Source organism: beta proteobacterium MWH-UniP1 (assembly GCA_036362785.1).
Lineage (GTDB): Bacteria > Pseudomonadota > Gammaproteobacteria > Burkholderiales > Burkholderiaceae_A > Lacustribacter.
Map to the genome: position 1 here is coordinate 1,244,630 of CP143625.1, position 21,596 is coordinate 1,266,225.

General features: G+C 55.5%; 21 protein-coding genes, 2 tRNA genes and 1 pseudogene. 18 read left to right on the forward strand and 6 right to left on the reverse strand.

The genetic code is table 11. From position 1 onward, the window contains the following. Positions 1-91: 91 nt before the first annotated feature. The 7 genes from AOB54_06010 to AOB54_06040 all read left to right on the forward strand — a co-directional run bounded on the left by AOB54_06010 (position 92) and on the right by AOB54_06040 (position 8,033). Entirely contained in the window at positions 92-496 is a 405-nt protein-coding gene (locus tag AOB54_06010) for an MTH938/NDUFAF3 family protein (GenBank protein WVN41060.1), read from the forward strand. Between the two features lie 37 nt (positions 497-533). Next, on the forward strand, positions 534-2,252 hold the full coding sequence (locus AOB54_06015; protein WVN41061.1) for a PhoH family protein: 1,719 nt from the start codon (positions 534-536) through the stop codon (positions 2,250-2,252). A gap of 46 nt (positions 2,253-2,298) precedes the next feature. Continuing rightward, positions 2,299-3,300, forward strand: a complete 1,002-nt coding sequence (locus AOB54_06020; protein WVN41062.1) for a lipid A deacylase LpxR family protein — start codon at positions 2,299-2,301, stop codon at positions 3,298-3,300. Positions 3,301-3,327: 27 nt separating this feature from the next. Next, positions 3,328-4,272: a LysR substrate-binding domain-containing protein gene (locus tag AOB54_06025; protein ID WVN41063.1), complete on the forward strand. Its 945-nt coding sequence runs from the start codon at positions 3,328-3,330 to the stop codon at positions 4,270-4,272. 138 nt (positions 4,273-4,410) lie between these two features. Next, a complete protein-coding gene (gene tcuA / locus AOB54_06030; GenBank protein ID WVN41064.1) occupies positions 4,411-5,826 on the forward strand; it encodes an FAD-dependent tricarballylate dehydrogenase TcuA in 1,416 nt (471 codons plus the stop codon). After that, the gene (tcuB, locus tag AOB54_06035; protein WVN41065.1) at positions 5,813-7,006 is read left to right on the forward strand and encodes a tricarballylate utilization 4Fe-4S protein TcuB; all 1,194 of its coding nucleotides are present in this window, start codon (positions 5,813-5,815) and stop codon (positions 7,004-7,006) included. The genes tcuA and tcuB overlap by 14 nt, the downstream gene beginning before the upstream one ends. A gap of 49 nt (positions 7,007-7,055) precedes the next feature. Then, the gene (locus AOB54_06040) at positions 7,056-8,033 is read left to right on the forward strand and encodes a tripartite tricarboxylate transporter substrate binding protein (protein WVN41066.1); all 978 of its coding nucleotides are present in this window, start codon (positions 7,056-7,058) and stop codon (positions 8,031-8,033) included. An 83-nt stretch (positions 8,034-8,116) separates the two neighbouring features. Here AOB54_06040 and AOB54_06045 read toward each other — a convergent pair whose 3' ends face one another. From AOB54_06045 to AOB54_06055, 3 genes are all read right to left on the reverse strand, one after another. Next, positions 8,117-8,443 (reverse strand): XRE family transcriptional regulator, encoded by a 327-nt coding sequence (locus tag AOB54_06045; GenBank protein ID WVN42783.1) that lies wholly within the window; start codon positions 8,441-8,443, stop codon positions 8,117-8,119. 396 nt (positions 8,444-8,839) lie between these two features. After that, positions 8,840-9,109, reverse strand: coding sequence for a BrnA antitoxin family protein (locus tag AOB54_06050; GenBank protein WVN41067.1), 270 nt, complete (start codon positions 9,107-9,109; stop codon positions 8,840-8,842). Next, on the reverse strand, positions 9,075-9,413 hold the full coding sequence (locus AOB54_06055) for a BrnT family toxin (GenBank protein WVN41068.1): 339 nt from the start codon (positions 9,411-9,413) through the stop codon (positions 9,075-9,077). The genes AOB54_06050 and AOB54_06055 overlap by 35 nt, the downstream gene beginning before the upstream one ends. An 89-nt stretch (positions 9,414-9,502) precedes the next feature. Here AOB54_06055 and AOB54_06060 point away from each other — a divergent pair. Beyond that, a pseudogene (locus tag AOB54_06060) lies at positions 9,503-9,664 on the forward strand (VapC toxin family PIN domain ribonuclease). Positions 9,665-9,704: 40 nt separating this feature from the next. Here AOB54_06060 and AOB54_06065 read toward each other — a convergent pair. From AOB54_06065 to AOB54_06075, 3 genes are all read right to left on the reverse strand, one after another. Then, on the reverse strand, positions 9,705-10,253 hold the full coding sequence (locus AOB54_06065) for a nucleotidyltransferase domain-containing protein (GenBank protein ID WVN41069.1): 549 nt from the start codon (positions 10,251-10,253) through the stop codon (positions 9,705-9,707). Between the two features lie 285 nt (positions 10,254-10,538). After that, positions 10,539-10,614: transfer RNA gene (locus AOB54_06070), tRNA-Glu, on the reverse strand. Between the two features lie 65 nt (positions 10,615-10,679). Next, positions 10,680-10,755 (reverse strand) — tRNA-Ala (locus AOB54_06075). Positions 10,756-10,900: 145 nt separating this feature from the next. Here AOB54_06075 and folD point away from each other — a divergent pair. The 10 genes from folD (at position 10,901) to ccoP (ending at position 21,585) form a co-directional block, all read left to right on the forward strand. Continuing rightward, positions 10,901-11,758, forward strand: coding sequence for a bifunctional methylenetetrahydrofolate dehydrogenase/methenyltetrahydrofolate cyclohydrolase FolD (gene folD, locus AOB54_06080; GenBank protein ID WVN41070.1), 858 nt, complete (start codon positions 10,901-10,903; stop codon positions 11,756-11,758). Between the two features lies 1 nt (position 11,759). After that, positions 11,760-13,850, forward strand: coding sequence for a M3 family metallopeptidase (locus AOB54_06085; GenBank protein ID WVN41071.1), 2,091 nt, complete (start codon positions 11,760-11,762; stop codon positions 13,848-13,850). A gap of 14 nt (positions 13,851-13,864) precedes the next feature. Beyond that, entirely contained in the window at positions 13,865-14,680 is an 816-nt protein-coding gene (gene xth, locus AOB54_06090; GenBank protein WVN42784.1) for an exodeoxyribonuclease III, read from the forward strand. 26 nt (positions 14,681-14,706) lie between these two features. Beyond that, on the forward strand, positions 14,707-15,459 hold the full coding sequence (locus tag AOB54_06095; protein ID WVN41072.1) for a sulfite exporter TauE/SafE family protein: 753 nt from the start codon (positions 14,707-14,709) through the stop codon (positions 15,457-15,459). 12 nt (positions 15,460-15,471) lie between these two features. Then, positions 15,472-17,925: a heavy metal translocating P-type ATPase gene (locus tag AOB54_06100; GenBank protein ID WVN41073.1), complete on the forward strand. Its 2,454-nt coding sequence runs from the start codon at positions 15,472-15,474 to the stop codon at positions 17,923-17,925. 10 nt (positions 17,926-17,935) lie between these two features. Then, positions 17,936-18,127, forward strand: coding sequence for a cbb3-type cytochrome oxidase assembly protein CcoS (gene ccoS, locus AOB54_06105; protein ID WVN41074.1), 192 nt, complete (start codon positions 17,936-17,938; stop codon positions 18,125-18,127). A gap of 254 nt (positions 18,128-18,381) precedes the next feature. Further along, positions 18,382-19,809 carry a cytochrome-c oxidase, cbb3-type subunit I gene (gene ccoN / locus AOB54_06110; GenBank protein ID WVN41075.1) on the forward strand — a complete coding sequence of 476 codons (1,428 nt, stop codon included), beginning with the start codon at positions 18,382-18,384 and terminating at the stop codon, positions 19,807-19,809. A gap of 28 nt (positions 19,810-19,837) precedes the next feature. Next, positions 19,838-20,449, forward strand: coding sequence for a cytochrome-c oxidase, cbb3-type subunit II (gene ccoO / locus AOB54_06115; GenBank protein ID WVN41076.1), 612 nt, complete (start codon positions 19,838-19,840; stop codon positions 20,447-20,449). Positions 20,450-20,489: 40 nt separating this feature from the next. After that, a complete protein-coding gene (locus tag AOB54_06120) occupies positions 20,490-20,651 on the forward strand; it encodes a CcoQ/FixQ family Cbb3-type cytochrome c oxidase assembly chaperone (protein ID WVN41077.1) in 162 nt (53 codons plus the stop codon). A gap of 28 nt (positions 20,652-20,679) precedes the next feature. Further along, positions 20,680-21,585, forward strand: a complete 906-nt coding sequence (gene ccoP, locus AOB54_06125) for a cytochrome-c oxidase, cbb3-type subunit III (protein WVN41078.1) — start codon at positions 20,680-20,682, stop codon at positions 21,583-21,585. The last annotated feature ends 11 nt before the right edge of the window (positions 21,586-21,596 follow it).

Here is a 21,596-nt window from a genome sequence, read left to right on the forward strand (position 1 = left end):
ATGGGGAAAAACCTTAACTTTAACTTAGCCTGGCAGTTGCAAAAAACCGAAAAAAACCTGCTAGTCTTTGCGCCACATGGCTTTGTCTCCGATGACTACGACATTCACGCCCCAGCCCAACGGCGGCGTGTTCGCAATTAACGCCTACGGCCCCGACTACCTGGAGGTCAACGGCGTCAGGCACGACTCCCCCTTAATTCTGGACCCTAACCTTGGGCCAAGCCCCCTGGCCGCCGGAATTGGCCCGCTGGAATTGACCATAGACCTCTTCGAAACGCTTGCTGCCAAGGCCCCCGAGGTGGTGCTGATTGGTACCGGTACTCGACAACTTTTCTTGCCGCCAAGCCACCTTTTGCCGCTGACCAGCCGCCGGATTGGCGTGGAATCGATGACCCTGGGCGCGGCCTGCCGAACCTTTAATCTATTGGCCGCCGAGGGCAGAAAAACCTTGGCCATTTTGCTTTTTGACCGCCAGGCACCATTGTCCAACCCCTAACCCGCTCAGAACTACTCCAAAGAGGCTTGCAACACCCATGCCACTACCCAAGGCCCCAACCAAACCCGCCACCCTTGTCCAGCCCACCGGCGACTTGATTGCCAAGCCATCGAAAAGCAAAAAAACTGCCGCCGTGGCGCCAACGGGGGGCCGCGAGGCCGCCACAGAACCCGCCGCCCCCAGGGCTACTGCCGCAAAGCAGATGCCAACACGGGCGGCCAGCCCCGGTGGGGCGCAGGCCGAACTGATGCCAACCAACTTTGGCAGCGCTGCGACCACGCCAACCAGAAGTAAGACAAGCACCCCCGTTAACGTGCTGCGGGAACCCCGCCGCCGCACCGATCCTGATGTAGCCAAGACTTTTGTTCTGGATACCAATGTCTTGATGCATGACCCCAGCAGCCTTTTTCGGTTTGAAGAGCACGACGTGTTCTTGCCGATGATGACGCTGGAAGAATTGGATAACCACAAAAAGGGCATGTCCGAAGTCGCCCGAAACGTTCGTCAAGTCACCCGCTCGCTAGACGCGTTGATTGATGCCATCTCAGGCGAAGTTGGGGACAAGGCCAAGATCGGCGCAGGCATTCCCTTGTCGGCACTTGGCAATAAAGACGCGACTGGTCGACTCTTTTTCCAAACCGAACCGATTTCGATTGAACCCATCAAGGGCATCGAGGGTTTTGAGACCGGCAAGGCGGACAACCAGATTCTTGCGGTGGTCAAGGCGTTGCAGGCCAAACAAAAAGACCGGGTGGTGGTGCTGGTGTCCAAGGACATCAATATCCGAATCAAGGCCCATGCACTTGGGCTGCCTGCAGAAGACTATTTCAACGATCAGGTCATTGATGACGCCGATCTTTTGTATTCCGGTGCCCTGCGATTGCCCGAGGGCTTTTGGGACACTCACGGCAAAAAACTCGAGTCTTGGCAACAAAGCGGCTATACCTTTTATCGCGTGAGCGGCCCACTGTGCGCTGCCTTTCATGTCAATCAATTTGTCTTTGAAGAGGGCCAACATCCGCTTTACGCCATTGTTCAAGAAGTCCAGGGCAAGACGGCTGTGCTGCGTACCCTGCGCGACTATGGCCACCCGAAAAACACGGTCTGGGGCATCGGCGCCCGCAATCGCGAACAAAACTTTGCCTTGAATCTGCTCATGAACCCCGAGGTCGACTTTGTGACCCTGCTGGGTCAGGCTGGTACGGGTAAGACGCTGCTGGCCCTGGCCTCGGGCCTTGCCCAGATTCTTGAGACCAAGATTTATAACGAGATCATTGTGACGCGTGCCACCGTTCCGCTGGGCGATGACATCGGATTTTTACCGGGCACCGAAGAAGAAAAAATGCAGCCTTGGATGGGCGCACTTGAAGATAACTTAGAAGTGCTCAATCGCGGGGTCGATGGTGGGGGTGACTGGGGCCGATCGGCCGCCGCCGATTTAATTCGCACACGTATCAAGGTGAAGTCGTTGAACTTCATGCGTGGCCGAACCTTTATCAATAAGTTTTTGATTATTGATGAAGCACAGAACTTAACGCCCAAGCAGATGAAAGCCCTGATTACACGCGCGGGTCCCGGCACCAAGGTGGTCTGCATGGGCAACATTGCCCAGATTGATTCACCCTACCTGACCGAGGGCTCTTCTGGCCTGACTTATGTGGTGGATCGGTTTAAGGGCTGGGCCCATGGCGGCCACGTGACCCTGCAGCGCGGTGAGCGTTCCCGATTGGCAGATTTTGCTACCGAGGTGTTGTAAGCAGCAGGCCAAGGAACACTCACGATCTCTGCAAAAGTCTCTAAGCGTGCGGCTTCTTCAATCGGCATTGTGGGCAGTCCTGTGCTGCTGTCTGTTGACATTACCCAATCACGCCAAAGCAAATGAGACCAACCAGAATGGAACGCTTATTTTCATTCTGGAAAACGACTTGTTCTATGGCAAAGATCAGCACTACACCAATGGTGCGCGATTCGCATGGACAGCCTCGCCCAATAAACCGCCCCCGGAGTGGGCCGTTCAGGCGTCCCAACTCCTGCCCTTTTTCCCCACCAGCGGCAAAATTCGGCATAGCTATGCCTTTGGCCAAAGCATGTTCGTGCCCAGCGACATCAAGCTCGCCGATCCCCCGGCAGGCGAGCGCCCCTACGCGGGTTGGCTCTACGGATCAGTGGGGCTGGGGGTGGAAACCAACAACCGACTTGATCAGTTCTGGCTAAGCCTTGGCGTGGTGGGCCCGTCATCGCTGGCCAAACAAACGCAAAAATTTGTTCATAAGGTAGTGGGCGCCGATGACCCCAAAGGCTGGGACACCCAGCTTGGTGATGAGCTGGGTTTAAACATTGCGTATCAACGCAGCTGGCGAACGTTTGCCACCACCACTTGGCTTGGCAACCGGTTTGACACCACGCCGCACATTGGCCTGGCACTCGGCAATGTATTTACGTACGCCAACACAGGAATCACCTTTCGCTATGGACCGACGTTGCCACGCGACTACGGGCCGCCAAGAATCCAGCCCAGCCTGCCTGGCTCGTCTGACTTCAGCCCCGCGTCAGGGTTTAATTGGTATTTGTTTGTCGGCTTGGACACCCGGGCAGTCGGAAGAAATATCTTTCTGGACGGCAACACGTTTAAGGACAGCCGTAGCGTCGACAAAAACACCTTCGTGGGCGATTTGCAATTTGGATTCGTCTTCGATTGGCCCGACTTCAGAATCAGCTACACCCATGTACTGAGAACACGAGAATTTGAGAGCCAGAAAGATCCCGACAATTTCGGGGCGCTGAGTGTGTCGCTGAAGTTTTAAGATGTGGCTCATGGAGATCAGGCTTTAATGGAACTACGCCAACTTAGATATTTTGTGCGGGTCGTTGAACTGGGGTCGATGAGCCGGGCCGCCCTGGATCTTGATCTCGTGCAGTCGGCGCTCAGCCAGCAGATCACTCGCCTAGAGAGCGAGCTCTCCACACGCCTGCTCAACCGAACCCCTCAAGGCGTATCCCCCACACAGGCCGGTCTGGCCTTTTTTCGCGAAGCACAACTTACCCTGAGGCACGCAGAGCAGGCAGCACGCGCGGCAAAGTCCGCACGGCTGTCTGGGTCGGTATCGATTGGATTGGCCCCCACCACGTCGGCGCTCCTTGGGCTGCCATTAATGCAGGCCATGCGGCAACGTTATCCAGACGTGCGGCTTCACATGGTGGAGAGCATGTCTGGCTATTTATCCAATATGCTGAATGCTCGACAGTTAGATTTGGCAATACTTTTCGACACCCGGCTACATCAGACACCACAGAGCACCGGACAAAGGCGCTTAACGGTGCAGCCGCTCTTAGAGGAAGAACTCTTTCTGATGTGCCGGGCAGACGCTCCAAATCTCCCCGAGGCAGTCGCAATTACTGATTTGGCCAATATGCCTTTGATTCTGCCCACCGGCCCACACGGATTACGCAGCACCCTGGACACCGCCTTTGCTGGCGCTGGAATTTCGCCCAACATTGTTCTTGAAGTCGATTCACTGGCCATGGTGATGGCGGCCGTTGATGCCGGCATGGGCGTCACACTTCAGCCGTGGGCGGCCCTGGGCCGATATCCGGATGCGTCACAGCGATTTCAATGGGCCCGCCTGACCGATGTGCCAGCACGTCGCATCAATTTGCTCTGCAGCCTTTCAGAAGAAGAGCTCTCCCCCGCCGCCCTGGCCGCAAGGGTCGTCATCAGTGACTGCGCCAAGTCCCTGGTTGATCGTGGGCAGTGGCCGGGGACTCGAAGCCTGTAAGGCACGGGGATATCACAAATCGTGATACCCCTATAACCAGACACGGGTACATCTTGTACCAGCGATCTCATACATTTCCGGCATCTCAGGCACTTTCGTAAATCGCTTGGGGCGTCCACATGGGGGAGATGGGTGTCGATGACCACCGACGTTTTGGTAATAGGTGGCGGTAATGCCGCACTATGCGCCGCTTTAATGGCACGCGAGGCCGGCGCCAGCGTGATGCTGCTAGAAGCCGCCCCACGCGAATGGCGCGGCGGTAATTCTGCCCACACCCGCAACCTGCGATGCATGCACGACGCACCACAAGATGTATTGGTCGATGCCTATCCCGAAGAGGAATTCTGGCAAGACTTGCTGAAAGTCACCGGCGGGCAAACCAACGAGGCCCTGGCACGGCTGGTCATTCGGGCCTCTGCCACCTGCAGGCCTTGGATGGTTCGCCACGGCGTGCGCTTTCAACCCTCGCTATCGGGCGCGCTCCACACAGCGCGTACCAATGCCTTTTTTATGGGCGGCGGCAAAGCACTGGTCAATGCCTATTACCGAAGCGCAGAGCAGCTCGGCGTCACCATCCGATACAACGCACCTGTCGATCGCATCGAGCTAGACGGCACGAAATTCAAAGCCGCCTTCGTCAACGGAGAGCGAATCGAGGCAAAGGCCTGTGTTCTGGCTGCCGGTGGATTTGAATCTAATCGCGACTGGCTGCGCCAGGCCTGGGGGCAAAACGCCCAGGGTGAGTGGCCGGTCGACAACTTCCTGATCAGAGGAACACGATTTAACCAAGGGGTGTTACTGCGTGAATTATTAGACCTTGGGGCAGATGCCATTGGCGATCCAACCCAGGCCCACATGGTGGCCATCGACGCACGCGCACCGCTATACGACGGCGGTATTTGCACACGTATCGACTGTGTTTCTCTTGGTGTTGTGGTGAACCGTGAGGCAAAACGGTTTTACGACGAAGGAGAAGACTTCTGGCCAAAGCGTTATGCGATTTGGGGCCGGCTGGTCGCCCAGCAGCCGGGCCAGGTCGGCTATTCGATCATTGATGCAAAAGCAATCGGCAGATTTATGCCCCCGGTATTTGATGGCGTTACCGCCAACACCCTGCCCGAGCTTGCTCGAAAGCTTGGACTCGATGAAACCGTGTTCATGCAAACGTTAAATGACTACAACGCTGCCTGCCGTGTTGGCACCTTTGACCACACCACACTCGATGACTGTCATACCCAGGGCGTGACCCCACCCAAGACCCACTGGGCAAGACCCATCGACACCCCACCCTATTACGGCTACATGCTAAAACCGGGTGTGACGTTTACTTATCTTGGTCTAAAAACAGATGAGACAGCCGCCGTTCACTTTGCAGGTCAACCAAGTCACAATCTTTTCGTTGCCGGTGAAATGATGGCAGGCAATGTTCTAGGCAAGGGCTACACCGCAGGGGTGGGCATGTCGATTGGCACGGCCTTTGGGCGAATCGCTGGAACGCAGGCAGCCCGCTCAGCACTCGCTTCAAAGAAGGAATCTGAACATGTCATCGCTTGATACTCTGGTGCGTGATGCCCGTGCACTCGCCAGCGGAGAATCTGTGTTGGCTTCTGACCTGACCAAGGCAGAAACAGAAGTGACGCGACAAATGCGGATCTGTAATGCCTGCCGCTACTGCGAGGGATTTTGCGCTGTGTTTCCCGCAATGACGCGCCGCCTGAATTTCGCAAAGGCAGATGTGCATTATCTTGCCAACCTGTGCCACAACTGCGGGGCATGCCTGCACGCTTGCCAATATGCACCCCCCCATGAATTCGCAGTCAACGTGCCGCAATCCATGGCGCAAGTGCGTGGACATACCTATCAGGATTACGCCTGGCCACCCGCGTTGGGCCAGTTATATCAACGCCAAGGGGCAACTCTGGCCCTTACCCTGGTGGCAGGCTTTACTTTATTTCTTGTACTGGCCGTCACGCTCAAAGGACAAGGACTACAGGCGCTTTGGAATAACGCCAGCGGCAACTTTTACGATATTTTTCCGCACAACTTGCTGGTGGGACTTTTCGCCCCAGTCTTTCTCTTTGCCACCGTTGCGCTGACACTCGGGATCACCCGTTTTTTAAAAAACATCACACCGGCCACCAGTCGCGCAGCAGTCTCTGCGCCCACTCTGATGGAGACCGGCAATGCGGTGCTGACACTGAAATACTTAGACGGCGGACATGGCGACGGCTGCCACAATGAAGACGATGCCCATACCTTGTCTCGCCGCCGCTACCACCATTTCACGTTCTACGGCTTTTTATTATGTTTTGCTGCAACCAGCCTGGGCACGCTCTACCACTATCTGTTGAACCTGCCCGCGCCTTACGATCTACCAAGCATCCCCAAGGTACTTGGCGCGCTGGGCGGGATCAGCATGACGATTGGGACCGTGGGACTATGGCGGCTGAATTTAAAGCGGCATCCCATGCATGGGGACCAGTCACAAAAAACCATGGATCGTGGTTTTATTGCGCTGCTTTTTCTAACGGCAACAAGCGGCTTGGTGCTATGGGCTGCCCGGGGCACCCCCGCCCTTGGCCTGACCCTGTGCCTGCACTTAGGTGCCGTGATGGCACTGTTTTTGATGCTGCCCTATGGCAAGTTCGCCCATGGAATTTTTCGAACCGCAGCGCTTGCCAGATACTTTGTTGAAAAACGACAGCCCAACCCAATCGGCCTTGGCAGCGACTAGGCCCTCTTTTAAAACTTACTGAAACGACAACCACCCAGGAGACCACCCCATGAAGAAAAGACAACTGCTACAGATGGCCTTGCTGCTCAGTGCCAGCTTGGCCCTGCCCGGACTTTCCCAGGCACAAGAGTTCCCACCGAAAAAGACCGTCACTCTCGTCGTTGGATTCGCCGCGGGCGGCGCTGCGGACTCTGCGGCCCGCCTGATCGCCAATAAGCTCAGCCAAAACATCGGCCAGTCCGTTGTGGTGGAAAACAAAGGTGGTGCCGGCGGCAACATCGCCCACCAACAAGTGGCCAAGGCCGCGGCCGATGGTTCCGTACTGCTTTTTGGCTCGGTGGGGCCACTCACCATTGCCCCCCACTTAATGAAGGTGGGCTACAACCCATTTGTTGATTTGGCACCCATTTCGGGTGGCGTGAACTTTCCGAATGTCTTGGTTGTGCACAAGGGTGTGGGTGTCAAAACCCTGGCCGAGTTCGTACAGCTGGAAAAGAAAAAAGCAGGTAGCGTGGACTTTGCCTCTACAGGGCCAGGGTCGGCCTCCCACCTTGCCGGTGAATTGCTCAACCAACGAGCAAGCATTGACATGGTTCATGTGCCCTACAAAGGCGGTGCGCCCGCCCTGCAGGATTTGCTGGGTGAGCGTGTTGCATCTTATTTCGCCGCCCCGCCCACCGCACTTCCGCACATCCAAAGCGGCAGACTCATTCCAATTGCCACAACCGGCTTGAAGCGCCCCGATTACCTGCCGAACATTCCAACAGTAGCGGAATCTGGCTACCCAGGATTTGAAGCCTTGAACTGGTACGCCTTTGTTGCCCCAGGCAAAACACCGGTGGCGATTCTGGACAGATGGAACCAGGAGATCGTCAAGGCACTTAACGACCCCAGCGTTAAAGAAGCATTACTGAAGCATGGCCTGACCCCGCAGCCCACCACCCGCGCAGAGTTTGCGGCGTTCATGAAAAAGGAATCGGAACAGTGGGCGACGATCATCAAAACCAGAAAGATTTCGATTGATTAATTAAGTAGGCTTGCGTATCTGACGAAACCCGCCTGGAGCGCTTGGCGCGCAGGCGGGAAACAACCACCGAAACGGGCTTATCACTACATCGCTACTACCAGCGGTTTCTTTGCCGGACGGGGCTGTGGCGCCTTTGGCTTGGATATTTTGAGTACCGGAGACATTCCCGCTGCACTCGCCATATTCAAGAGCATATCCAGCGAAAAAAGATTAATCTTCCCGCGCATAAGATCTGAAATTCTCGGTTGAGTAACGCCAAGCACATCGGCGGCCTGCGCTTGAGTGAAGCCCTGTGTCTCGATAAATTTGCTTAATTCAATCATTAGCGCGGACCTGGCTTTCATGCTTGCCGCAACCTGCGGGGAGTCTTCAATCGCATCCCATACGCTAGCAAACCCTTTAGTTTTCATCACGGAGCTCTCTAATTAATTCGGCGTAACGGCTCTTTGCAAGGTCAATATCTTTTTTCGATGAACCTCGAAAGTTAACTTTCTTGGTTGTCATTTTATATAAGTTTTTGTATATTCATCAAGGCGCTATGAAAAGGCCAAGTTTGGAGGTTTACCCCCCGCATCTTTACGAGAACCGACTCGCCTGAAAATCAGCCATGCGGCCTATCGACACGCTTTACCTGTCTGCGATTAGCGTGCTTGAACTTGAACGCGGGGTGCTCATGGTGGAAAGACGCGACACGGCGCCATTCCAACGATGCGGCGTAAGCGTGATTAATCCGTGGGAAGGTTGATGATCCTAATGCTGCGACAGCAGCCCAAGATTTTTCCGAAAGAATCCTGAAGATTTCTTGACTAAGGTTTCGCTGGAGAGTGGCGCTTCAGCCACTCGCGCAGCGCATTGTTCATGCGCGTCTGCCAGCCTGAGCCAGTTTCTTTGAATTGCTCGACGATTTCCTTGTCAAGCCGAATTGTTACCGGTGTTTTATTGCCAGACCCAACCGGCCGACCACGTCGCACAAGCTTATTGGCCTGATAAAGGTCAGCCGAGTTAAACCAATCCTGATCGAGGGTACGCGCTTCGCCAGATTTACTGATGTATGACTTGATAGGCTTTCTGCTCACGTCTGTTTGCTCTCCGCATTGAAATTACATGTAACGATGGGAAGCGATCCGTCCAGACCAAAATGACAAATAGGCCCTCGATTGTTCCAAAAGTCACAAATCGTTTTTCCCCATAATCCCAGCGTGTGTCTTCTCGCGTTAGATGCAGCCCCGCAAAGACCCTGTCGGCGTGTGCAAAATCAATGGCCCGAGCAAGGAGTGTTCCCTCACGCTTTCTTGAGTCACAAGTGATCTGGGTAAAGTCCCGATTAAATATACGTACATTAATTGGGAATCTCAATAGCTCTGGGGCGATCTTCTTCATAAAAAGATCATCGAGGGGCCCCTGAGCTGCAGCAATCCGACCTTCGGACGAGCCGAACGCCGGACGACGTATTGACGTCTCACAAGTCGATTGCCCGGCGGTGTGCCGCGCTTCAAGTGCCCGATCCAATCCCTGAACGGGATTGCTTGATCGCTGCTTCTGCCCTAAACCGTCAGATGACGGTCGTGACACGCGACACGGCGCCATTCCTACGATGCGGCGTAAGCGTGATTAATCCGTGGGAAGGTTGATCACCTCGACCTCTTCACAGTTTAATCAAGTCAAGCTTGTTCAAAGAGAGCTAAATCCCGAGGAAATTTTCATTAGTTTTTCCTCATCACCAATTAGAAAGATTTTGGGTCTTGCAAGAACATTCACTACAAAAGAGTCCTTGACCTTCAGTTTTTCATGCCACTCTTCGAGACTAAAAATCGTTGGATTGATTTCCCGACCAAGAGCCGCCTCGGCGCTGGACAAGGCATGAATCACCTGCTCAAAGCTTACCGCGCCTAAGAACATGACATCTACATCACTTATGGTCGATGCCTCTCCGCTGGCCATCGATCCATAAATGAATACGGCGTGACATTTCTCTACATAAGGCTCAAGGGCTCTCATCAAGACATCGCCCAAACCGAAGGTCTTTCTGGCGATTCCAGAGAGCTCTTCGAAAACCGGGCATTTCGGATTGGCCTGGAAAACCAATTGATTACCTACTTTCTCGCGGGTCAAGACTCCGAAATCTGCCAATTTATTGAGTTCCCGGCCCACGGGCGGGGCGGCCAGGCCCGTCAGGCGGGCGACCTCGCGCAAGTGATAACGCCGCTCAGGATGAAGCAAGAGCAAGCCAATTACCTGTTGGCGGTATTGCGAAAAAAGCAGGGCTGGGAGAGGCATTGGGTTAGCTCTTTATTGTAACTAAATTAGTTACAACTGTAACCTTAAAAGTTACAAAAATCAACCCCCATTGCCTCTCCTCTGACCACCGGGACTTCTCAAGTGATCTCAGGGTGAGGGAGCGGCCAGTTTCTAGGAAATTAGTGGCGATTCAACCGCATTTTTTGAGGGCCCGAATCTGCTAACTTATTGAAAACAAACGATAAATTTAGAAAGAAAACGCTGTGATGGCGTCCCCTAGGGGATTCGAACCCCTGTACTCACCGTGAAAGGGTGATGTCCTAGGCCTCTAGACGAAGGGGACCTGTTGAACAACTTGAAACAGATCGCTGGGTACTGCTGTTGCCAAAAAACCAGGAAGACAGATTCTGGTGGAGCTAAGCGGGATCGAACCGCTGACCTCTTGCATGCCATGCAAGCGCTCTCCCAGCTGAGCTATAGCCCCGTATTCCGGCAAGCCCACGACTATAGGGTATTCGCCAAAAAATGTCCAATTCTTCCACCCCAACTTGGTATACCGGCCGATCACAGCGGCCAGCGCCACAACCTGCGAAAATCTGGCCTTTCTTGCCAACCGCTTACTTCCCGCCATGACCGCCACCCTGATTGATGGCCTTGCCCTGTCTAAAGTAATCCGCCAAGAGGCCGCAGCCCGCGCCGCTGTCTGCGCCCAGAAAAAGCGGCCACCTGGACTGACCGTGGTGCTAGTGGGAGATAACCCCGCAAGCCAGGTCTATGTCCGCAACAAGGTCAAGGCCTGCGAAGAAGCCGGCATTCGGTCCGAGCTCATTCGTCAGCCCGCAGATTTAAGCGAGGCGGACCTGCTAGCCTGCATTAATCGGCTGAATGCCGATCCCAAGGTGGATGGCATTTTGGTCCAACTTCCCCTGCCCGCCCATATCGACGCCCACAAGGTGATCGAGGCCATTGCGGCCGATAAAGATGTGGACGGATTCCACATCAGCAATGCCGGCGCACTCATGACCGGCAAGCCGCTCTTTCAGCCCTGCACGCCTTACGGTGTCATGAAAATGTTGGCCTCGATTAACGCCCCCATTCGGGGCGCCAATGCAGTAATCGTGGGAGCCAGCAATATCGTTGGCAAGCCCATGGCCATGATGCTTTTGGCGGCTGGTGCCACGGTGACTATCTGCAACAGCAAAACCAAAAATCTGGAAGAGCACACCCGCCGGGCCGACATTTTGGTGGCGGCCGTGGGCCGGCAAAAAATGATCACCGCCGATATGGTCAAGCCCGGTGCCATCGTGATTGATGTGGGAATTAACCGCACTGCTGATGGCAAACTGGTGGGCGACGTGGACTTTGAGCCCGTGCGTGCGATTGCGTCAGCCATCACCCCGGTGCCGGGTGGCGTGGGCCCCATGACCATTGCCATGCTATTGATCAACACCCTTGAATCTGCCGAGCGCCGTCTCCAAATTAGCTGATATGCACAACACTTTTCTGAACGAACTGCTTGATCGCCAAGCCCTGCCCCGATACGACCTGATTTCACCCGATCAAGTCGCCCCTGCAGTGGATCAACTGCTTGCTAATGCACGAGAAACGCTCCTGCGGGTTACGTCCGAACAGACGCCCAACACCTGGGAAGATGTGATCGAACCCTTAACGGATTCGACCGAGCGGCTCGGCCGCGCCTGGAGCGCTGTGCACCACATGTCAGGCGTGATGGACTCGCCAGAGTGGCGAGACGCCCTGAATAGCCGGCTTGCCGAGATCACTGCGTTTTGGACAGACCTGGCCCAGAACCCCGCGCTCTATGCCAAGACCAAGGCAATTGCTGCCAACACACCATCACACCAAAACCCTGCCCGTGCTCGCGCGCTCGAAAACTCACTCCGGTCATTCCGACTTGGTGGCGCAGAACTTGGCGATGCCGAGAAAAAAGAATTTGCTGAACTGCAGGCCCAGTTAGCCCAGCTGCAACAAAAGTTTTCAGAGCAACTGCTGGACAGCACCAACGCGACCATCATTCATGTAGAAGAAGAGTCTCGATTGGCAGGCATTCCCGAGCACGCGATTGCATCGGCCAAGGCTGAAGCCGACAAGCGCAATCTTGCGGGCTGGGTCTTCACCCTGCAGCACCCAAGCTTTGGCCCCGTGATGCAGTTTGCGAAAGACCGTGCACTGCGTGAAGAGGTCTACCGTAAGCAGGCGGTGCGTGCTTCTGAAATCGCCACCGAAGGGCCAGACCATGACAACGGCCCAGTGATGGGCGAGATACTTCGGCTTCGGCAAAAGCAGGCCGCACTCTTGGGCTATGCCAATGCCGCAGAGGTGTCCCTGGCCCCCAAGATGGCCGACACACCACAGCAGGTGATCGACTTTTTGATGGAGTTGGCGCAAAAGGCGCGGCCTGCGGCCGAGAAAGATTTGGCCGAGTTACGGGCCTATGCTGCCCAATCACTGGGGCTACCTGAATTGCAGGCCTGGGATGTGGCCTATGCCAGCGAACAGCTACGCCAATCGCGCTATGCCTTTTCAGAAGACGAGGTGCGACAGTATTTCCAACTACCCCGCGTGCTGCAGGGACTATTTCGGGTGATCAACAACCTGTTCTCGGTTGAGATCAAGCCGGTCATTGGCTTGGCACCTCTGCCGGTCTGGCACCAAGATGTGCAGCTCTTCGAAGTCAACCGTGGTCAGCAAACGATTGGCCACTTTTACCTGGATCTGTATGCCCGCAGCACCAAGCGCGGCGGCGCCTGGATGGACGATTCACGTGGCCGTCGAGTGCTACACACCGCATCGAACCAAACACTGGTGCAGACACCTGTGGCTTTACTCACCTGTAACTTTGCGCCGCCTGTGGGCGACAAACCCACCACGCTGACCCACGACGATGTGATCACGCTCTTTCATGAGTTTGGCCACGGCCTGCATCACCTGCTCACGCAAGTTGGTGAATTAGAAGTCTCGGGCATCAATGGCGTGGAGTGGGACGCTGTGGAATTACCCAGCCAATTCATGGAGAACTTCTGCTGGGAATGGGAAAACCTGTCGCACATGACCAACCATGTCGAGACCGGTTTGCCGCTACCGCGCGAGCTCTTTGACAAGATGACGGCGGCCAAGAACTTCCAAAGCGGCATGTTTATGCTGCGACAGATTGAATTTTCAGTCTTCGATATGAAAATTCACATGGCGCTCACACCAAGTTCCAGTGCGACTGCAGCGGAAATCGGTAAATCAATTGAACAGATGCTCTGGGATATTCGCAAAGAGATTGCGGTCTTGATTCCGCCGCAATTTAATCGCTTCGCCCAGAGCTTTTCCCACATCTTTGCTGGCGGCTATGCCGCAGGCTATTACAGCTACAAGTGGGCCGAGGTTCTCTCTGCAGATGCCTATGCCGCTTTTGAAGAGGCAGGCCTGGATCACTATGCGCAAGTGGGCGAAAAGTTCTGGCGCGAAGTCTTGTCCGTTGGTGGCTCTCGGCCGGCCATGGCATCGTTTAAGGCCTTCCGCGGGCGTGAACCGAAAGTCGAGCCACTACTACGCCACAACGGTTTGATGTGAATTCAAACCCCAAGATGCGCATTGCCACCTGGAATGTAAATTCCCTGCGGGTTCGGCTGCCCCACGTGTTGGAGTGGTTGGCCGAGACCCAGGTCGACTGCCTAGGGCTACAAGAAACAAAACTTGTTGACGAGAAGTTTCCCAAGTCCGAGATCGAAGCCGCCGGCTATCACGTGGTTTTTGCGGGGCAGCCGACTTATAACGGCGTAGCGATTCTGGTGCGACAAGATCGTTATCAGCCGCCTGAACAAGTTCAAATCAACAACCCGCTCTTTCCCGATGAGCAGGTGCGCATGATTGCGGCCACGATACGGCCGATTGCAGCCGGATCAACGGACAGCGATCAGGCGCTGCGATTCATCAGTGTCTATGTGCCCAACGGCTCTGAAGTGGGCAGCGACAAATACGCGTACAAATTGCGCTGGTTAACGTCGATTCAACAATATCTTCAGACTGAGCTGTCTGGCCACCCGATGCTGGCCGTGGTGGGGGATTACAACATCGCACCAGAAGACCGCGATGTTCACGACCCGGCTGCCTGGCATGAACAGGTCTTGTGTTCCACGCCTGAGCGTGAACACTTCCAAGGCCTATTGGCCCTTGGCCTAAAAGATGCCTTTCGATTAAAAGAGCAAGATGCCAATCTTTTTTCATGGTGGGATTACCGCCAGGCCGCCTTTCGTCGCAACCGTGGCCTGCGCATTGACCACCTGCTCATTACAGATGGCTTAGCCAAGCGCTGCACTGACAGCGGCATTGATACCGCGCCACGAAAAAAAGAACAGCCGTCTGACCACGCCCCGGCCTGGGCTGACATCTCCTGGCCCTAAATCGTTAAGGCCGCATAATTGCAGCAATGAGCCTGCCATTAAGTGCCTTTTTAATCGGGATCTGGTCAACCGGCCACTGCCTGGCCATGTGCGGTGGCTTAGCGATTGCAGCTGGCCAGACCAACCGACAAAACCTGAACAACACAGCGCTGCAGCGTGGCGTAGAACTTGGTGCCTGGCAGTTGGGCCGAGCGTTCTCCTATGCGTTCATGGGCCTGCTTGCTGGTGCATTCGGAAGTTTTTTTCTGGCCAACACGCCCGTTGTGTTGATCCGGGAGGCGGCCTTTGTGATGGCCAATCTGATCTTGATCGCACTTGGGCTTCATGTGGCCCAGGTCTGGAGCGGCATTGTTCAGATCGAGCGCATTGGTCAGGTGGTCTGGAAATTCATGGCACCGCTTGCGAGCGCCACACTTGTGCCGCAGACCCCCAAACGTCGCCACCCGATAAAACAAATCACCAATGCCCTTCGGGCAGGCGCCATCTGGGGCTGGCTGCCTTGTGGCCTGGTCTACAGCATGTTGGTCACCGCATCGGTATCGGGTTCGGCCGCAAACGGGGCGAGTTGGATGCTGGCCTTTGGCCTGGGCACGCTACCTGCGCTGTGGCTCACGTCCATGGCATCGGATCGGGCGACAGGCTACTTTCAAAGGCCCACAGTTCGCAAAACAGCTGGCCTGCTGATCATCGGCTTTGGACTCTGGGGTCTGTTGCGGGCCACGGGTGTGATTACCGTGGATTGGCTTGATGCCTTTTGTATTGGTGGCACGCATTTTTAACGGATCACAAAGATGCAAGATCCCACCGGACTAAAAAAAACTCAGCCTTGCTTTCATTGTGGCGAACCAGTTCCCCCCAACACCAACTGGCAGGTCACGATCGCAGGAACGGCGCAGCCCATGTGTTGCGTTGGCTGCCAGGCCATCGCAACTGCAATCGTCAATGCAGGGGCAGAAAATTATTATCAACAACGCACCTCTGCCGGCCTTGATGTCACCACATTAGAAGCCCTGGCACCATGGGCTTCGCTGCTTGAAGACCCTGAGTGGGCCGCACAGCATGTTCAAGAAAACACCGACTCTGATCAGACCCAACACAGTGCCCAGACCACACTGGCCATTGAGGGCCTGCGTTGTGGGGCCTGCGCATGGCTCATTGAAAAGATTCTGGCCCAAACACCCGGCGTGCTTGCCGCACGGGCCAATGCCAGCACCGCACGCCTGTTCATTAAATGGCAGCCCGCGGTCATTTCACTGCCAGCGATTGCCAAACGCGTTGCGGCCATTGGCTACGCCCTGCTGCCAATTGGATCTGCACCATTAGAGACATCGCGCCGAAGCGGTGAGCGCACTGCGATTCGTCGGTTATTTGTGGCCGGACTGTCTTCTGCACAAATCATGATGTATGCCTACCCAGAGTATCTGGAGGGCGCGGCACTGGATGACGATATTCGTTCACTCATGCGAACCGCCAGCATGCTGATCACGGTGCCCGTCATGGTCTACAGCGCCACGCCATTTTTCAGTGCGGCCTGGCGCATGCTCCAACAGCGCCGACTGGGCATGGATGTGCCTGTCAGCCTGGGGCTAATCATTGCGTTTACCGCCAGCATGTGGGCCTGGTGGACCAACACGGGCGAAGTCTATTTCGACTCGGTCTCGATGTTTGTGTTTTTGTTGTTGGGCGCCCGATGGGTGGAGTCGAAGATACGGGCGCGAACTTCTATTCAGCGAGAAAAATTAGCTACCGCGATTCCCACCCTTGCCCATCGAATCTCGCCAAACCCAGGCAGTGTTGCGGCGTGGAATTTGCAACCCGGTGACCTTGTACGCGTCCAATCGGGCGACCGCATTCCCGCCGATGGTCTGCTGCAATCCGCAAGCACCGATTTGGATAACGCTTGGCTTACCGGTGAATCTTTACCTGTCAGTGTTCATCAGGGCGAACGTGTCACCGAGGGCGCGATCAATCTTGGCCCCACCATCGAAGTGGCGATTGACACGCGTGTCTCCGATGGCACGCTGTCGCGCCTGTCGCGTCTTGCTGAAGAGGCTGCATCCGATCGGCCCAAATGGGTGGCCTGGGCCGATCGCATCGGAAGCCACTTCACTGCCGGCATTCTGTTGGTAACGCTTGCCTTGGTTGGATGGTCAGTCGCCATGCATCAGCCCACAGAAGTCTGGCTGGCCTCGGTGATCGCGGTCTTGGTGGTGACCTGCCCCTGCGCACTGTCCATGGCGGGTCCAGCGGCCTATGCGGCTGCCTTGGCGCGGTTATTAGAACTGGGGGTGGCAGTCTCAAGCTCACAAACACTTGAGCGCGTGACGTCGGTCACCGATGTGGTGTTCGATAAAACCGGCACTTTGACCGATCCTTCGCAATCAGAAGTCCACATGGTGTTTGGTGATCCTGACCGCTGGCCTGCGGTCCATGCCATCGCCCATCAAAGCCAACACCCCTTGGCTGTGGCCATCGCCCAAACAGCCGCAAAAGAAATCGCCGCCAGGGGGCTTACCCAACCCCTGGCTGTCGCCGAGCAGGCACAACTCCATGCCGGCCTGGGGGTTGCCGCCCATTGGCAGGGGCAGCAGCTCAGACTGGGGTCACGTCGGTTTACCGACCCGCTCAATCAACGGCACGATCTGCCTGAGCAATGCACGGTCTTTTTGTCGATCGATGAACAAATTGTTGCTGGCTTTTCAATTGAAGACACGCCTCGGCCAGAGTCACACACACTGATGACCCGTTTGCGTCAGTTGAAAAAAACCATCTGGTGCCTCAGCGGTGATCAGGCGCCCCGCGTGACACAGCTCGCACAACAGCTGGCCATCGACAGCAATCACGCCCTGGCCCAACTCACACCTGATGCGAAGCAGAAAAAAGTCCAAGAGATTCAGGCCAATGGCGCGGTAGTGCTAATGGTGGGAGATGGCCATAACGATGCGCCGGTGCTTGCCCAGGCCGACGTCTCCATTGCCGTGCACAGTGCCGCACCACTTGCAAAACAAAAGGCCGACATCTACCTGCTTCGCTCCGACCTGATGGGCGTGGTGCAGACCTTGGCCATGGCCAATCGTGCCAAACGCATCCTGAACCAGAATCTGGCCTGGGCGCTGGCCTACAACATCATTGCAATTCCATTTGCTGCAGCAGGCATGATCAGCCCCCTGGTGGCATCCATCGGAATGGCTTGCAGCTCACTTCTGGTCGTCTTGAATTCGGCACGGCTTTTAAAACTCAGTTAGTCTTCCACGCATGGAAGTCTTGCCGTTTCTCATTGTGATTAGCCTGGCCGTGCTGGGTCTGGCCGTGTGGCTTTTTTTTCGCATGTCTGACTCTGGCCAGTTCGATGATGTCGAGGGGCCAGCGCGCCGCATCTTGCTCGACGATGACCGGCCAAAAAGCGGGCGTGACTCACCAGAATCCCGGCCCGAAAAAACTGACTAAACCGCTGCACTAGATTCGCGAGAGAAACCACGTCTAGCTGTTGTACTAGACAAGTAACCACCCAAAAAACTCTTCTGTCCCCAGATCGTCTGCAAACGCTTTATTTAAGGCGATGGACAGAAAAAAATGAATTTCCCCGATAACCAACCGCGCTAGTCAAGGACTCACAGCCGATTGACGTAAATCAAGCACTATATGCATCTCGAGGCATACACTTACGCCCGCATTCATACCATTCTCAGGGGGAATTTCCTATGTCTGTCACCACATCCGGTGAATATAACTACAAGGTCGTTAAGCAGTTTGCGGTAATGACCGTAATCTGGGGCGTGGTTGGTATGCTGGTTGGCGTCATCATCGCCGCCCAGTTGGCCTTCCCAGAAATCCTGCCATCGTGGTCCTTCTTGTCTTACGGAAGACTCCGACCACTGCACACCAATGCGGTGATTTTTGCGTTCGGTGGCTGTGCGCTCTTTGCGACCTCTTACTATGTGGTGCAGCGGACATGCCACGCGCGGCTCTTTAGCGACGGCCTGGCTGCCTTTACCTTCTGGGGCTGGCAGATTGTGATCGTGTTGGCCGCGGTGTCTCTCCCACTGGGATTTACCAGCGGTAAAGAATACGCCGAGCTGGAGTGGCCCATTGACCTGCTGATCACCGCAGTCTGGGTCTCTTATGCGGTCGTGTTTTTCGGCACCCTGTGGAAACGTAAGATTCAGCACATCTATGTGGCGAACTGGTTCTTCGGCGCCTTTATTCTGACCGTGGCACTGCTGCACTTGGTCAATAGCGCCGCCCTGCCCGTCAGCCTGACTAAGTCTTATTCCGCATATGCGGGTGTGCAAGACGCCATGGTGCAGTGGTGGTATGGCCACAATGCCGTGGGCTTTTTCCTGACCGCAGGCTTTCTGGGCATGATGTATTACTTCATGCCCAAGCAGGCAGAGCGTCCGGTGTATTCGTATCGCCTGTCGATCGTGCACTTCTGGGCACTGATCTTCACCTATATGTGGGCCGGCCCGCACCATCTGCACTTCACCGCCCTGCCTGACTGGACTCAGTCGCTGGGTATGGTCTTCTCACTCATCTTGTTGGCACCGTCTTGGGGCGGCATGATCAACGGCGTGATGACCCTTTCGGGCGCCTGGCACAAGCTGCGTAGCGACCCAATCCTGAAGTTCCTGATCACCTCCATCTCGTTTTACGGTATGTCGACCTTTGAAGGTCCGATGATGTCGATCAAGACCGTCAACGCACTGTCTCACTACACCGACTGGACTGTTGGCCACGTGCACTCGGGTGCCTTGGGCTGGGTGGGCATGATCTCGATGGGCGCGATGTACTACCTGTTGCCACGCCTGGCAGGAAAACGCGAGATGTTCAGCGTCAAGGCCATCGAAGTCCACTTCTGGGTCGCCACACTGGGCATCGTGTTCTATATCGCTGCAATGTGGATCGCCGGTGTGATGCAGGGCCTGATGTGGCGCTCGGTCAACCCCGACGGTTCGCTCACCTACTCCTTTGTGGAGAGTGTGAAAGCGACCTATCCGTACTATGTGATCCGTCTGCTGGGTGGCCTGCTCTACCTAAGCGGCATGATCATCATGGCCTGGAACATGTTCATGACGATTCGTCAGCCCAAACCCGTGGATGCCCGCATCCCCGAAGTGGCTCACGCCTAATCTGTCGAATCGAATAGGGAGAAACAACATGCGTCATGAAGTCATTGAAAAAAGCCCAGGGCTACTGATCGCGCTGGTGCTGCTGACGGTTGCCGTCGGCGGCCTGGTGGAAATCGTGCCCCTCTTTTTCCAAAAGTCCACTACCGAGCCCGTCAAGGGATTGCAGCCCTACACGGCCTTGCAACTTGCAGGCCGCGACATCTATGTCCGCGAAGGCTGCTACAACTGCCACTCACAGATGATTCGCCCGTTCCGCGCTGAAACCGAGCGTTATGGCCACTACTCCGTGGCTGGCGAATTCGTCTACGACCGCCCCTTCCAGTGGGGCTCGAAGCGTACCGGTCCTGACCTGCACCGCGTGGGCGGCCGCTATAGCGATGCGTGGCACGTTGAGCACCTGACCAACCCACGCTCGGTCGTGCCTGAGTCCAACATGCCGGCCTATCCATGGCTCAACACCAATGTGCTGGATGGCGCCGATATGGCAAAAAAACTCACGGTGTTGCGTAGCCTCGGCCACCCCTACACCGACGAGCAGATCAAAACCGCACAAGACGATGTCAAAGGCAAAACCGAAATGGAAGCCCTGATCGCCTACCTGCAGTCACTCGGTCTGGCACTCAAAGACAAACGTTCGTAATTAAGAGTTTTCGATAGAACCAATCCAGGGAGACACCCAGATGACCATCGCAAGTTTTCATTCTGTCCTTACGCTTGTTGGCGTGGTGGCATTCATTGTTATGGTGATTTGGGTGTTTGGAAAAAAACAGAAGGCGTCGATGGACCGTCACGCAATGATTCCGTTGCAAGACGACGAGCCAATCAAACACGACACTCACTAATCAGCGATAGAACTTAAGCGAGAACGCCATGGCTGACTTTACAAGCGAATTTTGGAACCTCTACGTCATCATACTGACGGGCCTATCAATCATCTTCTGCGCGGCATTGCTGTATTTCTTGTCCCGCCACAAGGTAAAACCGGGCCAAGATGTCGGCACCACCGGCCACGTGTGGGATGAAAACCTGCAGGAGTACAACAACCCCCTGCCCCGTTGGTGGATGATGCTGTTTTACATCACCATTGTTTTTTCAATCGCCTATCTGGTGCTCTACCCAGGCATGGGCCGCACCACGGGGGTCTTGGGCTGGTCCTCAACAGGCCAACACGCCAAGGAAATTGAGAAAGCCAACAAAGAATTTGGCCCCATCTACACCAAGCTGGCAGCACTGAGCTTGGAAGACGCCGCCAAAGACCCCGCCGCATTGGCCATTGGCCAACGGCTTTTCTTGAACAACTGTGCTCAGTGTCACGGGTCTGACGGCCGCGGTGGCAAAGGCTTTCCCAACCTGACCGACGGCGACTGGCAATGGGGTGGTACACCTGATGCCATCAAGACCGCAGTCTTGGCCGGCCGCCAGGCCGCCATGCCCCCGATGGGCGCTGCCTTGGGTAGCCCCGAGATGGTGGAGAACATGGCCAACTATGTGCTGAGCCTGTCAGGTAGCACGCACGATGCTGGCAAAGCAGCGGCCGCCAAGCCCATGTTTGCGGTCTGTGCCGCCTGCCACGGTGCAGATGGCAAAGGCAACATTGCCCTTGGCGCACCAAATCTGACTGACAAAGTCTGGCTCTACAGCGGTACCGTGGCCGGCATCACCGAGACCATCAACAAAGGTAGAAACGGTGTCATGCCCGCATGGAAAGAATTCTTGGGCGAAGAAAAATCACACCTGGTTTCCGCCTACGCTTACAGCCTCTCACAGAAAAAATAAACACACGAGCA

Bases quoted from the DNA above. Each gene is read 5' to 3' on its own strand.
- AOB54_06010 (WVN41060.1), top strand. From the start codon at position 92: ATGACTACGACATTCACGCCCCAGCCCAACGGCGGCGTGTTCGCAATT.
- AOB54_06015 (WVN41061.1), top strand. From the start codon at position 534: ATGCCACTACCCAAGGCCCCAACCAAACCCGCCACCCTTGTCCAGCCC.
- AOB54_06025 (WVN41063.1), top strand. From the start codon at position 3,328: ATGGAACTACGCCAACTTAGATATTTTGTGCGGGTCGTTGAACTGGGG.
- tcuA (WVN41064.1), top strand. From the start codon at position 4,411: ATGACCACCGACGTTTTGGTAATAGGTGGCGGTAATGCCGCACTATGC.
- tcuB (WVN41065.1), top strand. From the start codon at position 5,813: ATGTCATCGCTTGATACTCTGGTGCGTGATGCCCGTGCACTCGCCAGC.
- AOB54_06040 (WVN41066.1), top strand. From the start codon at position 7,056: ATGAAGAAAAGACAACTGCTACAGATGGCCTTGCTGCTCAGTGCCAGC.
- AOB54_06045 (WVN42783.1), bottom strand. From the start codon at position 8,443: ATGAAAACTAAAGGGTTTGCTAGCGTATGGGATGCGATTGAAGACTCC.
- AOB54_06055 (WVN41068.1), bottom strand. From the start codon at position 9,413: ATGAAGAAGATCGCCCCAGAGCTATTGAGATTCCCAATTAATGTACGT.
- folD (WVN41070.1), top strand. From the start codon at position 10,901: ATGACCGCCACCCTGATTGATGGCCTTGCCCTGTCTAAAGTAATCCGC.
- AOB54_06085 (WVN41071.1), top strand. From the start codon at position 11,760: ATGCACAACACTTTTCTGAACGAACTGCTTGATCGCCAAGCCCTGCCC.
- xth (WVN42784.1), top strand. From the start codon at position 13,865: ATGCGCATTGCCACCTGGAATGTAAATTCCCTGCGGGTTCGGCTGCCC.
- AOB54_06095 (WVN41072.1), top strand. From the start codon at position 14,707: ATGAGCCTGCCATTAAGTGCCTTTTTAATCGGGATCTGGTCAACCGGC.
- AOB54_06100 (WVN41073.1), top strand. From the start codon at position 15,472: ATGCAAGATCCCACCGGACTAAAAAAAACTCAGCCTTGCTTTCATTGT.
- ccoS (WVN41074.1), top strand. From the start codon at position 17,936: ATGGAAGTCTTGCCGTTTCTCATTGTGATTAGCCTGGCCGTGCTGGGT.
- ccoN (WVN41075.1), top strand. From the start codon at position 18,382: ATGTCTGTCACCACATCCGGTGAATATAACTACAAGGTCGTTAAGCAG.
- ccoO (WVN41076.1), top strand. From the start codon at position 19,838: ATGCGTCATGAAGTCATTGAAAAAAGCCCAGGGCTACTGATCGCGCTG.
- AOB54_06120 (WVN41077.1), top strand. From the start codon at position 20,490: ATGACCATCGCAAGTTTTCATTCTGTCCTTACGCTTGTTGGCGTGGTG.
- ccoP (WVN41078.1), top strand. From the start codon at position 20,680: ATGGCTGACTTTACAAGCGAATTTTGGAACCTCTACGTCATCATACTG.